At 68.4% G+C, this 14,392-nt stretch carries 16 protein-coding genes; 11 read left to right on the top strand and 5 right to left on the bottom strand.

What is annotated here, in order from left to right:
• Nucleotides 1-48: 48 nt before the first annotated feature.
• The 5 genes from AB0M14_RS03420 to AB0M14_RS03400 all read left to right on the top strand — a co-directional run bounded on the left by AB0M14_RS03420 (nucleotide 49) and on the right by AB0M14_RS03400 (nucleotide 4,875).
• Nucleotides 49-1,239, top strand: a complete 1,191-nt coding sequence (locus AB0M14_RS03420) for an acyl-CoA dehydrogenase family protein (protein ID WP_364988275.1) — start codon at nucleotides 49-51, stop codon at nucleotides 1,237-1,239.
• A complete protein-coding gene (locus tag AB0M14_RS03415) occupies nucleotides 1,239-2,033 on the top strand; it encodes an SDR family oxidoreductase (RefSeq protein ID WP_364988272.1) in 795 nt (264 codons plus the stop codon). The genes AB0M14_RS03420 and AB0M14_RS03415 overlap by 1 nt, the downstream gene beginning before the upstream one ends.
• Nucleotides 2,034-2,284: 251 nt before the next feature.
• Nucleotides 2,285-3,016 carry a hypothetical protein gene (locus AB0M14_RS03410; RefSeq protein ID WP_364988269.1) on the top strand — a complete coding sequence of 244 codons (732 nt, stop codon included), beginning with the start codon at nucleotides 2,285-2,287 and terminating at the stop codon, nucleotides 3,014-3,016.
• 19 nt (nucleotides 3,017-3,035) lie between these two features.
• Entirely contained in the window at nucleotides 3,036-3,680 is a 645-nt protein-coding gene (locus AB0M14_RS03405; RefSeq protein ID WP_364988266.1) for a TetR/AcrR family transcriptional regulator, read from the top strand.
• A 13-nt stretch (nucleotides 3,681-3,693) separates the two neighbouring features.
• Nucleotides 3,694-4,875: an acetyl-CoA C-acetyltransferase gene (locus AB0M14_RS03400; RefSeq protein WP_364988263.1), complete on the top strand. Its 1,182-nt coding sequence runs from the start codon at nucleotides 3,694-3,696 to the stop codon at nucleotides 4,873-4,875.
• 69 nt (nucleotides 4,876-4,944) lie between these two features.
• On the opposite strand, the gene AB0M14_RS03395 is transcribed toward AB0M14_RS03400, so the two are convergent.
• Entirely contained in the window at nucleotides 4,945-5,853 is a 909-nt protein-coding gene (locus tag AB0M14_RS03395; RefSeq protein ID WP_364988260.1) for a helix-turn-helix transcriptional regulator, read from the bottom strand.
• A 102-nt stretch (nucleotides 5,854-5,955) separates the two neighbouring features.
• On the opposite strand from AB0M14_RS03395, the gene AB0M14_RS03390 reads away from it, so the two are divergent.
• Nucleotides 5,956-6,714 (top strand): SDR family oxidoreductase, encoded by a 759-nt coding sequence (locus AB0M14_RS03390; RefSeq protein ID WP_364988257.1) that lies wholly within the window; start codon nucleotides 5,956-5,958, stop codon nucleotides 6,712-6,714.
• 48 nt (nucleotides 6,715-6,762) lie between these two features.
• Nucleotides 6,763-7,023, top strand: a complete 261-nt coding sequence (locus AB0M14_RS03385; protein WP_364988254.1) for a hypothetical protein — start codon at nucleotides 6,763-6,765, stop codon at nucleotides 7,021-7,023.
• Nucleotides 7,024-7,069: 46 nt separating this feature from the next.
• Here the strand turns inward: AB0M14_RS03385 and AB0M14_RS03380 are convergent, their stop codons facing one another.
• From AB0M14_RS03380 to AB0M14_RS03365, 4 genes are read right to left on the bottom strand one after another with little or no spacing between them, the layout of a single operon-like run.
• Complete coding sequence (locus AB0M14_RS03380; RefSeq protein WP_364988250.1) at nucleotides 7,070-8,161, bottom strand: nitronate monooxygenase; 1,092 nt, start codon at nucleotides 8,159-8,161, stop codon at nucleotides 7,070-7,072.
• Nucleotides 8,158-8,916, bottom strand: a complete 759-nt coding sequence (locus AB0M14_RS03375) for a CoA-transferase (RefSeq protein ID WP_364988247.1) — start codon at nucleotides 8,914-8,916, stop codon at nucleotides 8,158-8,160. Before AB0M14_RS03375 ends, AB0M14_RS03380 begins: the two co-directional genes overlap by 4 nt.
• Nucleotides 8,913-9,788: a CoA-transferase gene (locus tag AB0M14_RS03370; RefSeq protein ID WP_364988244.1), complete on the bottom strand. Its 876-nt coding sequence runs from the start codon at nucleotides 9,786-9,788 to the stop codon at nucleotides 8,913-8,915. Before AB0M14_RS03370 ends, AB0M14_RS03375 begins: the two co-directional genes overlap by 4 nt.
• Nucleotides 9,789-9,792: 4 nt before the next feature.
• Nucleotides 9,793-10,557 carry an enoyl-CoA hydratase family protein gene (locus AB0M14_RS03365; protein WP_364988240.1) on the bottom strand — a complete coding sequence of 255 codons (765 nt, stop codon included), beginning with the start codon at nucleotides 10,555-10,557 and terminating at the stop codon, nucleotides 9,793-9,795.
• Between the two features lie 69 nt (nucleotides 10,558-10,626).
• Here AB0M14_RS03365 and AB0M14_RS03360 point away from each other — a divergent pair, with 69 nt between their 5' ends.
• The 4 genes from AB0M14_RS03360 to AB0M14_RS03345 all read left to right on the top strand — a co-directional run bounded on the left by AB0M14_RS03360 (nucleotide 10,627) and on the right by AB0M14_RS03345 (nucleotide 14,375).
• On the top strand, nucleotides 10,627-11,433 hold the full coding sequence (locus AB0M14_RS03360) for an SDR family oxidoreductase (RefSeq protein ID WP_364988237.1): 807 nt from the start codon (nucleotides 10,627-10,629) through the stop codon (nucleotides 11,431-11,433).
• Nucleotides 11,430-12,341 carry an SDR family oxidoreductase gene (locus tag AB0M14_RS03355; protein ID WP_364988234.1) on the top strand — a complete coding sequence of 304 codons (912 nt, stop codon included), beginning with the start codon at nucleotides 11,430-11,432 and terminating at the stop codon, nucleotides 12,339-12,341. The genes AB0M14_RS03360 and AB0M14_RS03355 overlap by 4 nt, the downstream gene beginning before the upstream one ends.
• A gap of 214 nt (nucleotides 12,342-12,555) precedes the next feature.
• Nucleotides 12,556-13,848 (top strand): hypothetical protein, encoded by a 1,293-nt coding sequence (locus tag AB0M14_RS03350; RefSeq protein ID WP_364988230.1) that lies wholly within the window; start codon nucleotides 12,556-12,558, stop codon nucleotides 13,846-13,848.
• An 11-nt stretch (nucleotides 13,849-13,859) separates the two neighbouring features.
• Nucleotides 13,860-14,375 (top strand): ImmA/IrrE family metallo-endopeptidase, encoded by a 516-nt coding sequence (locus AB0M14_RS03345; protein WP_364988227.1) that lies wholly within the window; start codon nucleotides 13,860-13,862, stop codon nucleotides 14,373-14,375.
• Nucleotides 14,376-14,392: the final 17 nt, after the last annotated feature.

The following is a 14,392-nucleotide window of genomic DNA, read 5'->3' as shown; positions in this document are numbered from 1 at the left end:
CGCCGAACAGGCTAACAAAGCAAGTGCTTGGTAGGTTATCCTACCGTCGTGGTTGCGATCCAGACCTCAGATTCCAGCACCGCCGCACAGGATGCGGCCTTTTCCGCGGAAGTGCGGGAGTGGCTGGACGAGAACCTCAATGGCGAATTCCGCGAGCTGCGCGGTCTCGGCGGTCCCGGCCGCGAACACGAGGCGCACGACGAGCGCCTGGCCTGGGACCGGCACCTGGCCGCGGCCGGATGGACCTGCCTGGGCTGGCCCAAGGAGTACGGGGGCCGGGAAGCGACCGTCGCCCAGCAGGTGATCTTCCACGAGGAGTACGCCAAGGCCAACGCGCCCGCCCGGGTTTCGCATGTCGGCGAGGAACTGCTCGGCCCGACCCTGCTGGCCTTCGGCACCCAGGCGCAGAAGGACCGCTTCCTGCCCGGCGTCCGCAACGTCAGCGAACTGTGGTGCCAGGGCTATTCCGAACCCGGCGCCGGCTCGGACCTGGCCGCGGTCAGCACCTCCGCGCACCTCGACGGCGGCGAGTGGTCCATCAACGGCCAGAAGATCTGGACCTCGCTGGCGCACGTCGCGGACTGGTGCTTCGTCATCGCCCGCACCGAGAAGGGCTCGGTCCGCCACAAGGGCCTGTCCTATCTGCTGGTTCCGATGAATCAGCCGGGCATCGAAGTGCGCCCGATCATTCAGCTCACCGGGACCTCGGAATTCAACGAGGTCTTCTTCGACAACGCCCGCACCGCGGCCGATCTCGTGGTCGGCGAGCCGGGGGAGGGCTGGCGCATCGCCATGGGCACGCTGGCTTTCGAGCGCGGCGTCTCCACTCTCGGCCAGCAGATCCGCTTCGCGCGCGAACTCGCCGACATCGAGGCGCTCGCCCGGCGCACCGGCGCGGCCGAGGATCCGCTGATCGCGGACCGGATCGACCGGGCCTGGGTCGGCCTGCGGGTCATGCGCGCACACGCCCTGCGCACCATGGCGACCGCCGCGGTGGACGACAGCGGCCAGGCCTCGGTGTCGAAACTGCTGTGGGCCAACTGGCATCGCGGCCTCGGCGAACTCGCCATGGCGGTGCTCGGGCCGCAGGGGCTGATCGCCGACGACAACGACGATTTGAACGAATGGCAGCGGATGTATTTGTTCACCCGTGCCGACACGATCTACGGCGGTTCGAACGAAGTGCAGCGCAACATCATCTCCGAGCGGGTGCTCGGACTTCCTCGAGAGGCACGCTAATGCCCGATCTTTCCGTTGCGCCGCAGCCGGTTTCCGGCCACGGTCTGCTCACCGGACGCACCGCTGTCATCACCGCCGCCGCCGGCACCGGCATCGGCTCCGCCACCGCGCGCCGGCTGCTCGCCGAAGGCGCGGACGTGGTGGTCTCGGACTGGCACGAAAGACGGCTGGCCGAAACCGAAGTCGAACTCAAGGGCGAATTCCCGGACCGCCGGGTCGCGGCCATCGCGTGTGACGTGCAGAGCACCGAACAGGTGAACGCGCTGGTCCGCGGGGCCGCCCAGGCGCTGGGCCGGGTCGACATCATGGTCAACAACGCCGGGCTCGGCGGGGAGACTCCCGTCGTCGACATGACCGACGAGCAGTGGGATCGCGTCCTCGACATCACCCTCAACGGCACCTTCCGTTGCACCCGGGCCGCATTGGGCTATTTCCGCGAGGCCGGGCACGGCGGCGTGATCGTGAACAACGCGAGTGTGCTCGGCTGGCGGGCGCAATACGGTCAAGCCCACTATGCGGCGGCGAAGGCGGGCGTGATGGCGCTGACCCGGTGCAGTGCCGTGGAAGCCGCCGAATTGGGTGTCCGCATCAACGCTGTTTCGCCGAGCATCGCCCGGCATGCGTTCCTCGACAAGGTGAGTTCATCGGAACTGCTGGACACCCTGTCCGAGCGCGAGGCGTTCGGCCGGGCCGCCGAACCGTGGGAGGTGGCGGCCACCATCGCCATGCTCGCCAGCGATTACACGACTTATCTGACGGGTGAAGTCGTTTCGATCAGTAGCCAGCGCGCCTGACCGCACGGCGGTTGCTCACGGGTTCGGCCGCGCACGGCGAGTGCGCTGTCCGCGGTCGCCCGCTGCGCCTTCTGTCCGTCATCCAGCCGCCGCGAAACGTTGTCGCGCAAGAGTGCGAACGCCCATCTACATCCGCTATTTGCGCTGCTTATGGGCACGCGCTCAGCTGAAAAACCATTGCGTGTCGATGCCTTTCGTGTGCCATGCTGGGGATGGTCGGATCCCGCAAACTCCCGTGAGGGGCGATGGCTATGGGCCTGGATCGCCCACATGCCCGCGAACAACTGGAACTCGATTTGGTGCGCGAAGTCGTGCTGGCCAGGCGAAGGCTGGACAGCATGGTCCTCGCCGCGCTGACACTCGGCGCCGAACTCATGGACCATCGTTCCGAACGCGCCACGGCTACCCGCGCCGCGCAGATACTCGAGCAGTACGCGATCGATGAGGGCGAGGTGGCGCGCGATCCGCGCGGTGCCCTACGCGAGGACATGCAGCGGGATCACGAGCGCGCCAAGCGGATCGGGCTGGAGCATGCGCCCGGCGCCGGCTCGGAAAAAGATCGCCGCCGGCAGCGCCAGGCCGCGCTCATGCGTGAGGTGCGCGCCGACCTGCTAGAGGTGGTGCGCCGCTGCCGCCAGTTCCGTTTCGATCGCGTGGCTTTCGCCGACGAGATCGCGCAGGGACTCTGCGCCGCCACGGACAAATTGGTGATCGGCGCGGACATGGACACCTACCACGCCTGGCAGCGCGGCATGGTGCTCAAGCTCATCGAAGAACCCATGCCGAACGGCCCGCCACGCGTGATGGCGACGGTGGACGCGGGCCCGGGGCGCGGGCCGCTGACGGTCGAATGGGACAGCGCGGAACGGCGATTGGCGCTGGTCGCTCGGCTCGCGCGCGCGGGGATATCGCCGGTGGTCATCTGCGATCGACTGCTGGCCGATCTGTCTGTCTCCTCGCCACTGCGCTACTCGTTCCGTTGACTCGGTGTAGACCAAGCAAATGCTTGGTTGTACGATCGGCTATGTGACCGCACCTGACGCCTCGAAATCAGCAGATGCCTCGAAATCGGCACGGCGCAACGAACTGCTCCTGCTAGCGGCTGATCTGTTCGCCCAGCGTGGGCTGCGTGCCACCACCGTCCGCGATATCGCGGACGCGGCCGGAATACTATCCGGCAGCCTCTACCACCACTTCGATTCCAAGGAATCCATGGTGGACGAGATCCTGCGCGGCTTCCTCGACGATCTGTTCGGGCGCTACCGGGAGATCGTCGGGGCCGGGCTCAGCTCGCGCGACACCCTCGAAGCCCTGGTCCTGGCCTCCTACGAATCGTTCGACCACTTCCACGCCGCGGTCGCCATCTACCAGGCCGAGGCCAAGCGCCTGCGCGGCGCCGAACGCTTCGCCTACATCGACGAATACAACAACGAGTTCCGCGAACTCTGGCACAAAGTGCTCACCAACGGCGTCGCGGACGGCAGCTTCCGGGCCGAACTCGACGTCGAACTGGCCTACCGGTTCCTGCGGGACACGGTCTGGGTCGCGGTCCGCTGGTATCAGCCGGGCGGGCCGATCACCGTCGAAAACCTCGCCAAGCAGTATCTGACCATCGTGCTCGACGGTTTGACCGTTCAGCACAGTTAGTTTGGAGCTCCACATGTCTGCACCCACCCGCCGTCCGTACGCCCCGGCCTTGGACGCCTACGTGATCGACGCGGTCCGCACCCCGGTCGGCAAGAAGAACGGCGCGCTGGCCGCCGTGCATCCGGCAGATCTCGGCGCGGCCGTGCTGAAGGGCCTGCTGGACCGCAGCCCGATCGACCCGGGTCAGGTCGACGACGTGATCGTCGGCTGTGTCGACAACATCGGGCCGCAGGCCGGCAACATCGGCCGCACCGCCTGGCTGGCCGCGGGATTCCCGGAAGAAGTTCCGGGCGTCACGGTGGACCGGCAGTGCGGATCCTCCCAGCAGGCCATCAATTTCGGCGCGCAGACCATCATGAGCGGCACCGCCGAAGTGATCGTCGCGGGTGGCGTGCAGAACATGAGTGCGATCCCGATCTCCGCGGCCATGCTCGCGGGCAAGGAATACGGTTTCGATTCCCCCTTCATCGGAGCGCAAGGCTGGGACCATCGCTACGGCACCGCCGAGGTGTCGCAGTTCAATGGTGCGCAGATGATCGCCGACAAGTGGGGCATCAGCCGCCTGGACATGGAGCAGTGGGCACTGCGCAGCCACGACCGGGCCCGCGACGCGATCAAGAACGGCCGCTTCGACAATGAGATCGTCCCGGTCGGCGACTTCAGCATCGATCAGTGCCCGCGCGAAACCAGCCTGGAGAAGATGGCGGGCCTGAAGGTGCTCGCGGAGGGCGGGTCGCTGACCGCCGCGGTGGCCAGCCAGATCTCGGATGGCGCGAGTGCCACCCTGCTCGCCTCCGAGTGGGCTGTGCGGGAGTACGGCCTGAAGCCGCGTGCCCGGATCCACCACGTGAGCGCCCGCGGCGCCGACCCCATCATGATGCTGACCGGTCCCATCCCGGCGACCAAGTGGGCGCTGGAGAAGACCGGTTTGTCCATCGATGACATCGATGTGGCCGAGATCAACGAAGCCTTCGCGCCGGTGGTGCTGGCATGGATCAAGGAAATCGGCATCGATCCGGACAAGGTGAACGTCAACGGCGGCGCGATCGCGCTCGGCCACCCGCTGGGCGCTACCGGCGCCAAGCTGTTCGCGACCCTCCTGAACGAGCTGGAGCGAGTGAACGGCCGCTACGGTCTGCTGACCATCTGCGAGGGCGGCGGCACCGCGAACGTCACCATCATCGAGCGCGTCTGAGCGAGAGCGTCTTCGGGATCTGCCCACTGATTGCGGGGTGGGCAGATCGTGCCGCGCGGCCGGCCGGAGCTAGGTGAAGTCGGTGACGACAGCCGCGCTCGGTGCGGGGCCGGCGCCGGGTGTGGCGTTCGGGCACAGGGACGGTCCGTGCGGCGCGGCCACCGAGGCAGCGATCCGCGCGAAGACACCGGCGGTCGGTGAGCCGGGCTCCGGGCAGTACACGATCATGCGCTGCTCGCTGTCGGAGATGGTGAGCACCTGGCAGTCGAAGGCGAGTGCGCCGAGGTCGGGATGCTGGATCCGCTTGTGATGCCCGCGGCGCACCTCGACGCATTGATCGGCCCACATCTGCGCGAAACGTCGTGAGGTGCCGAGTAATTCGGTGACCAGCGCGGCCAGCGCCGGATTGCCCGGGTGCCGGGCATAGACCGCGCGCAAGTCGGCGACGGTGGAGCGGGCGAAGTTCACCGACGCCGGTTCCGACCACGGTTCGGCGTCGTCGGGCAGCCGGAACATCCAGCGCACCATATTCCGGTCGGCTTCGGGCACCCGCGCCAGATCGCCGATGAACGGGACGGCCATCCGATTCCACGCCAGGATGTCGTAGCAGGCGTCCACCACGTACGCGGGCACGGCCATGTTGTCGAGCAGCACCCGGACCGATGGCGAGACAGTGCGATTCGGCCCGGCCACCGCCGGCGGATTCTCCCCGGCGATCCGGAACAGGTACTCGCGCTCGTCGGTGCTGAGCATCAGCGCCCGCCCGACCGCGGCCAGCACCTGCCGCGAGGGCTTCGCACCGCGCGCCTGCTCCATCCGGATGTAGTAATCCACCGAGATACCCGCCAGCTGCGCCACCTCCTGACGGCGCAATCCGGGCGTGCGGCGCTGACCGGTCTCGGGCAGACCCACCTCGGCCGGGTGCAGCTTGGCGCGATGGGCCCGGAGAAACTTGGCCAGCTCGGTTCGATCACTCACCCTTCCAGTATCGGGGGAGTTGGTGCGTCGCTGGGTGGTACAGCCTGTACCAGGCTGAAGTGGTCCTCCCCGGCGCGTTCTCGCGGTGCCAGGCTGGAATCCATGACGACAACGAAGCAGATTGCCCTGATCACCGGTGCCAACAGGGGCATCGGCTACGAAACCGCCCGCCAGCTCGGCGAGCGGGGGTTCACGGTGCTGGTGGGCGCCCGATCGGCGCAGCGCGGCGCTGACGCCGCGGACAAACTACGCGCCGAGGGGATCGATGCGCGGGCGCTGGAGATCGATGCCACCGACGCCGCCGCCATCACCCGGGCCGCCGCCTGGATCGACGCGGAATTCGGCCGCCTGGACGTCCTGGTGAACAACGCCGGCATCTCGGGCGGCGCTTTCGACAAGCCGTCGGAGACCGACGTGGACCGGATGCGAGAAGTCTTCGAAACCAACGTCTTCGGCATTGTCGCGGTCACCAACGCCATGCTGCCGCTGCTGCGCAACGCGCCGGCCGCCCGCATCGTCCAGGTCTCCAGCGAGGTCGGCTCCATCGGCTTCCTGATGGACCAGTCGAGCCCGATGTGGCAGGCCGCCGCCATCTCCTACCCGGCCTCCAAGGCCGCCCTCAACATGGTCACCGCCATGTACGCCAAGGAACTCTGGGACACCCCGATCAAGGTCAACGCCGCCAACCCCGGCTACTGCGCCACCGACTTCAACGGCAACACCGGCTTCCGCACCGCCGCACAGGGCGCCCAGGTCAGCGTCGAACTGGCCACCCTGGCCGAAGACGGCCCCACCGGCCAACTCTGGGGCTACCGCTGGGGCGCGGAGGACGACACGGTGCTCGGACAACTGCCGTGGTGAACCCCAAAACCATTGCCGCATAGGGGAAGCCGGTGCGACTCTGAACGAATGGCACTTCCACCGGTCTACACCACCGACCACGTCCCCGAGAACCCGCACGGCGCGATCGCGGTGTCGTGGTCGGTGTGGGCCTCCGCCTCCGGGTTCGCCGCCGCCCTGCGCGGCTTTCAGGAAACCGCGGCTCAGGGTAATGCCGACGGCATCCTCGGCGCCCGGGTGCTGTTCGCCTCCGACACTCGCGGCAGCGACGGCAATATCGGCACCGCCGTGGCCTATGTCTGGTACGGCACCGCCTTCCGCTGGGCATAGCGAAGGGCGCCCGCGATCTCGTGGATCGCGGGCGCCCTTCGGTGGTTCAGGACTGGGTCGCAGTCGCTGTGGATTCGACGGGAAGTGCGGCGATCGCGCTGATGCGGGCCAGTGCGTCGGTGATGATGCCGTCGATCAGGTCCTGGACGGTGGGCAGGTCCTCGATGATGCCCGCAACCTGGCCGGACGCGAGGACGCCCGCGTGCGTGTTGCCGTCCACTAGACCGGCTTTCAGCAGCATGGCGGTGTTGGCGCCCATGACGACCTGAGACCAGGTGAGGTCCTTGTGCTTACGCGTGTTCAGGCCCTCCTTCATCATGGTCGTCCACTTCATGCCGGTCATGTGCTTGAACTTGGCGGCACTGGCGAGTGCGGTGGCCAGACCGCGGATCGGTCCGGAATGCTCCAGCTTGTCGACCAATTCGGTGTTCAGCACGCGGTGCGGCATGCCGTCGACCTTGACCGACACGACAGTGTCCTGGAGTCCGCGCTTCAGGTATTCCTGCTTGACCGACTCAGGCACGCTGCTGTCCTGGGTGAGCAGGAAGCGGGTACCCATGGCGACGCCGGCGGCGCCGTAGGACAGCGCGGCCGCTAGGCCGCGACCGTCGAAGAAGCCGCCGCCGGCGACGACCGGAATGTCGACTGCGTCGAGGACGGACGGCAGCAGCAGCGTGGTGGCCACGGAGCCGGTGTGACCACCGCCCTCACCGCCCTGCACGATGACCGCGTCCGCGCCCCAGGAGGCCACCTTCACCGCGTGCTTCGCGGCGCCGATGGACGGCATGACGACCACGCCGTTGTCCTTCAGCTTCGCGATCAGCTCCTTCTTGGGAGCCAGCGCGAAGGAAGCGACCTTCACACCCTCGCGGATCATCATGTTGCAACGATCCTCGGCGTCGGACAGGTCGGCGCGAATGTTCACGCCGAAAGGCTTGTCCGTCTTCGCTTTCGTCTTGGCGATGGCCACCTCGAGCTCGTCGAGGTTCATCGTGGCCGAGGCCAGAATGCCGAGACCGCCCGCGTTCGCGGTGGCCGCGACCAGCCCGGGTCCGGCGACCCAGCCCATGCCGGTCTGCACGATCGGATGCTCGATGCCGACCAGCTCGGTCAGCGGCGTGCGGAGGCGTCCGGTCATGCCTGGACCTCCTTCTCGCGGAAACCCTTGGGGTCGAGCACGGTCCGGATGATCCGGAGCTCTTCCTCAGTGGGCCAGCGGGTTTCGCCCGCCTCGTCGAGTCCGGCGATCTCGAACGAGGTGTTCTCGGCGACCTCGTCCGCCGTCACGCCCGGGTGCAGCGAGAGCGCGCGCAGGGTGTGATCCGGGCCGTTGAAGTCGAAGACGCCCAGGTTGGAGACCACCCGGTGCAGGTGGTGGAACCGGTAGGCCGGGTTCTCCGGATCGATCTTGTCGTAACCGATTCCGGAGACGATGTCGACGGTCTCGCAGAACACCCGCTTGTTGTGTTTGGGCACGAAGTAGCTGGTGGCGTGGTTGATGGTGTTGCCGGGCGCGCCGCGCACACCGAACATCTGACGCGAAGGCTGTTGCAGCGCACCGAAAGCCGACAGGTTCTGGTTGCCGAACTTGTCGATCTGGTTGGCGCCCATCACCACGTGCCGGCGGCCGGAGGCGACCACGTCGAACACCTTGGAGAACGGAATCCAGCCCTCGATCGGGGCTTTGCCGCCGATCGCCGGAACCTCGGCGAAGAACAGCGCCTCACCGTCGGAGAGCAGCAGATCCGGCTCGAAGGTGAGCCGGGCCAGGCGCGCGCCGATGGTGGTCACGGTGGACATCGGGCTGGCCATGATCTCGCCCGCGCCCCGGAAGATTTCGGCCGCGGCGACGACGCAGACCTCGGCCCTGGTGATCGTATCGGTGCTGGTCACTTCTGCTCCTCGGCGAAAGCACGGACGGCGGCCTGGTATTCGTCCTCGGACACATCCAGGTACCGCGCCTTGAACTCGGCCCACGACTCGGGCGTCTTGGCGGCCTCGACATAGTGGCGCTGGAACTTCTCGTCGCGGCCGTAGCCGCCGGAGAAGGTGAAGTGCGCGCCACCGGGGGCCTCGACCACGCCGTCGACCATCATGCGGTTGAGGATGATGGACTGCTGCGGAACGGCTTTCACCAGTTCCTCGGTCTCCACGAGCCGGTCCGCCGACAGGTACCGGCGCTCGGCGGCCAGGCAATACAGGTCGTCGAAGTAGGGGTCGACGCCGGTGTAGGCGGCATTGCCGTGCTTGTCGGCCAGATCCAGATGCACGAAGGCGGCGTCGAGCTGCAAAGCGGGCATGGCGACCAGGGTCTCGGTCTTGCCGTCGGTCGGGTACGGCGACTGCACGGTCTGCAGCTCGCCCTCCCAGAAATCGACGACGGCGGAACCCAATCCGGCGCGAATCGGCAGGAACGGCAGCCGGGCGGCGGCAGCCTGCAGGCCGCACTTGACCATGCCCTCGTCCATCTCGCGCACTGTGATCTCGCCGCCGGTGCGCGCCTTGGCGAACCACGGGTCGTAGAACGGCGCGGAATCCAGGGAAACGAAGCCGTAGTAGGCCTTTCGCACCTTGCCCGCCGAACACAGCAGACCCAGGTCCGGCCCGCCGTAGGTGACGACGGTCAGATCCTTGATGTCCGAACGCAGGAGCGCGCGGACGAAGGCGAGCGGCTTGCGCCGGGAACCCCAGCCGCCGATGCCGATCGTCATCCCGCTGCGCAGCTCGCCGACCACATCGTCGAGCGACATTCGCTTGTCGCGCATGGCTTTATTTCCCCTTCTTCTGTGCGGCCAGATCGTCGTCGAAGCGCGCCCGGATCTCATCGGCCACACCGGCGAGGTTGAGCTCCATGGTGAAGCCCTGCTCGAAGCGGTAGGACCGGTGCACGTCCTGCACGTCGATGCCGTTGAGCGCCTTCTTGGCGGCGCGGATGACGCGGCCGTCCTTGTTCGCGATGTTCTTCGCGACTTCCAGTGCGGCGGCGTCGAGTTCGGCGCGCGGGACCACCTGGTAGACCGAGCCGAAATGGTGCAACTGCTGCGCGGTGAGCTTGCCCGCGGTGTAGAACATGGTCCGCATCAGATGCTGGGGGACCAGCCGGGCCAAGTGGGTGGCCGCGCCGAGCGCGCCGCGATCGACCTCGGGCAGGCCGAAGGTCGCGTCGTCGGAGGCGATGATGACATCGGAGTTGCCGACCAGGCCGATGCCGCCGCCGAGGCAGAACCCGTTGACGGCGGTGACCACCGGAACCTGGCAGTCGTAGACCGCGGCGAAGGCCTCGAAGCAGCCGTGGTTGGCGGCGATCAGCTTCGCGTGGCCGACGTCCTCGTTCATCTCCTTGATGTCGACGCCCGCGTTGAAGCCGCGGCCCTCGGCGCGCAGCACGACGACCCGGGTTTCCGGGTTGCGCCCGGCCGCGCGGATGGCGTCGGCGAGGGCGAACCAGCCGTCCGAAGGCAGGGCGTTGACCGGCGGATAGTCGACCGTGACGACTTCGACGCCCGCGGTTTCGGTGTGACGGTTGATCCCCATCGAATGTCCCATCGTTCTTAAGACTGGTGTGCATTGCCGAAGCAAGCAGTTGCTTGGTAGGTTAGCACGGTGGCTCTCGAAATCGACCTGTCCGGCCGCGTTGTTCTCGTCACCGGCGGTGTGCGAGGCGTCGGCGCCGGAGTGAGCAAGGCCTTCCTCGCGGCGGGCGCGACCGTCATCGCGTGCGCGCGCCGCCCGGCGGAAGCGGCGGTGTCCTGCGACGGGCGGGAGATCGAATACCTACCCTGCGATGTGCGCGACGCCGACTCGGTCAACGGCCTGGTCGAGACCATCGTGCGCAAGCACGGCCGCCTCGATCACGTGATCAACAACGCCGGCGGCGCGCCCTTCGCGCTGGCCGCACAGGCCAGCAAGAACTTCCATTCGAAGATTGTCGAGCTGAACCTGCTTGCTCCGCTGCTGGTTTCGCAAATTGCCAACGCGGTGATGCAGCAGCAGCCGGACGGCGGCTCGATCGTCATGGTGTCCAGCGTCAGCGGGCACCGGCCCTCGCCGGGCACCGCCGCCTACGGCGCGGCCAAGGCGGGCATCGACAGCCTGACCGAGTCGCTGTCGGTGGAGTGGGCGCCGAAGGTCCGGGTCAACTCGCTGGTCGTCGGCCTGGTCGAAACCGAGCAGAGCGAACTGCACTACGGCGATCAGAACGGCATCGCCGCGGTCGCGGAGACCATCCCGCTGGGCCGGATGGCCCGTCCCGAGGACATCGGGCGCTGTGCCGCCTTCCTCGCCTCCCCGCTGGCCGCCTACGTCAGCGGCGCGACTCTGCTGGTGCACGGCGGCGGTGAGCGCCCCGCCTTCCTCGCGGCCGCGACCGCTGATCACCACTCCACAACGAAAGAGGGACAACAGGTATGAGCACCGAGATCTGCGCCGGACGCGTGGTCATCGTCACCGGCGCGGGCCGCGGCATCGGGCGGGCGCACGCGCTGGCCTTCGCCGCGGCGGGCGCGAAGGTGGTCGTCAACGACCTGGGCTCCGCGCTGAACGGCGACGCGACCGCCGAAACCCCGGCCCAGCAAGTGGTTTCGGAGATCAAGGCGCTCGGCGGCGAAGCCGTGGCCAACGGCGACGACATCGCCGACTGGGCGGGCGCGCAGAATCTGATCCGCACCGCCGTCGACACCTTCGGCAAGCTGGACGTGCTGGTCAACAACGCCGGCTTCGTGCGCGACCGGATGCTGGCCAACCTGTCCGAGGAGGAGTGGGACGGGGTGATCCGCGTGCACCTCAAGGGCCACTTCGCCACCATGCGTCACGCGATCAACTACTGGCGCGCGGAAAGCAAAGCGGGCAATCCGGTCGACGCGCGCATCATCAACACCAGCTCCGGCGCCGGCCTGCAGGGCAGCGTCGGCCAGAGCAACTACGGCGCCGCCAAGGCCGGCATCGCGGGCCTGACCCTCACCGCCGCCGCCGAATTCGGCCGCTACGGCGTGACCGTGAACGCGATCGCCCCGGCCGCGCGCACCCGGATGACCGAAACCGTCTTCGCCGAGACGATGGCCGCACCCGAGGACGGCGGCTTCGACGCCATGGCGCCGGAAAACGTCTCGCCGCTCGTGGTTTGGCTCGGCAGCGCCGAGTCGGCCGGCATCACCGGCCGGATGTTCGAGGTCGAAGCCGGCAAGGTCGCCGTGGCCGATGGCTGGCGGCACGGCGCGGCGGTGGACAAGGGCGCCCGCTGGGAGCCCGCCGAACTCGGTCCGGTCGTCAAGGACCTGCTCGCGAAAGCTGTGTCGCCGGAACCGGTCTACGGCGCCTGAGCCCCGGTCAACGGCCACTTCTTCGAGCCCCGCGCACGTTTCGTGCGCGGGGCTCGGCGTTTGTGCGGCTGGAGGGGCCCGTCACAGTTCCGCGGTCTCTCTGCGCAAGATCGCGAGGCCTACTACTCTTATATCTCGTCCGTATAAGTCCCGGAGAGTGTTGCGACCGGGCAAGCGAAACTGCGCTGTATGTGATGAAGGGGAAGGCTGGCGCATGGCCATTGGTCGCACGATGCGAGTTGCTGCGGTAGCTGGGCTGGTTTCCGGCTTCGCGCTACTCGGGCCCGTGGCTGCCTTGGCGCAGCCCGACGGCCGCGTCAGACCTGAGGCGCCCGCGCAGGCCGATGTGCTGGCCCAGCCCGGATGTTCGTTGAGCGCGGGTTGTCCCGAACCGGCCGCTCCGGAGATCGCGGAACAGTGGACGCCGATGACCATCCCCGGGCAGCGGGCCCCCGTGGTGTCCGAACCCACGGATGTCGCCCAGCCTCCGATGCAGCCCACCCAGGCGGTCGGCTCCGGCTCGGCCGCCGGGCTCGGCGCGTTGCTGGGCACCGGCTCCGCCGGTCTCGGCGTAATCCTCGGCACCGGCTCGGCCGCCGGCTCCGCGGTCCTCGGCACCGGTTCCGCGGGCGTCGGCACGGTCCTCGGCACCGGGTCGGCCGCGCTGGCGACCGGTTCGGCCGGTACGGCCGCGGTGCTCGGTACCGGTTCGGCCGGCCTGGGGCTCGCGCTCGGTACCGGTTCCGCGGGTCTCGGCGCGGTGCTCGGTACCGGTTCCGCCGGTTTGGGCGCAATCCTGGGCACCGGTTCGGCCGGACTCGGGGTAGTGCTCGGTACCGGTTCGGCCGGGCTGGGGCTCACGCTCGGCACGGGCTCGGCCGGTCTCGGCGTGGTGCTCGGCTCGGGGTCGGCCGGTTTGGGCGTGATTCTCGGTACGGGCTCGGCGGCGCTCGCCGGTACCGGTTCCGCGGTGCTCGGAACCGGCTCTGCCGCAGTCGGTTCGGCGGGCGTGGGGTCCGCTGCCGTCGGCTCGGCCGGTGTCGGCTCCGCCGCGGTGGGTTCGGCCGCCGTCGGCTCTGCCGCGGTCGGTTCCGCGACTCCGCTTCTGCTGCTGTTGATTCCGATCCCGCCGGTGCCCGCGCCCGCGCCGCCCACCGTGCCCATGGTGATTCCGCCCGCGCCGTCCGTGCCCGCGCCGGCGGTACCGCAACTGCCGGTACCCGTCGTGGCCCCGCCTGCGCCCCAACAGGTTCCGCCGGAAGCGCCCGCCCCGCCGCCACCGCCGCCGCCCGCGCCCCCCGCCGCCCCGGCGAAGCCGAATCCCGATGTGCGCCCGACCTCCTCGGACGACGGACTGCCGGAGCCCAACGTGCTCACCGTGGTAGGCGGTCTGATCGCGCTCGCGCTGGCCGGAACCGGCTCGGGCGCAGTGAGTTTCCAGAGTGCGTCGGCGGCGCAAGCGCGCATCGATGCCGCCCGTGCCGAGTTCTTCGGACCTAGGTCGTGAGGGGCAACGGCATGAGTGACAGCAAAACTCAGAACAGCGCGCGGTCCTACCGCCGGGTGGCGGCCGCGGTCGACGCGGTGTGCGCGGTCGCCGCCGATTTCGACGCCTGCACCCTCGACGAAGTGGTCGAGGCGATCGCCCGGGAGCGGCAGCGGGAGATCGAAATCGCCAGTGCCCATTTGGGTCCCGGCGTCTGCGGACAGCGGCGGCTGTATCCGGACCGGGACGTGATCGTGCTGGCGACCGCGTTGCCCAGCCGCGAGCACACCCTCGCGCACGAACTCGGTCACATCATCTTCGACCACGAGGGCGCACCGGCCCCCGAGGTCACGCTGGAGGCCAGCGACGACCTGATCGCCTACATGCTCAGTCAGCGGGCGCATCAGCAGATCCTCGACGACGGAGCCGACGAACAGGCCGAATGGGAGGCCGAGACCTTCGCGGCCATGCTGATGACCAGGCTGCGCGTGTTCAACACCCGGGGCGCAGGCGTCTCGGTCCTTCGATTCGACGAGGCACTCGGATGATGACCTTGTGGTTGACA

This window comes from Nocardia sp. NPDC051832, from assembly GCF_040681285.1.
Classification (GTDB): Bacteria; Actinomycetota; Actinomycetes; order Mycobacteriales; family Mycobacteriaceae; genus Nocardia.
The sequence above is the reverse complement of the archived record's forward strand: the minus strand, read 5'-3'. Positions and strand labels throughout refer to the sequence as shown.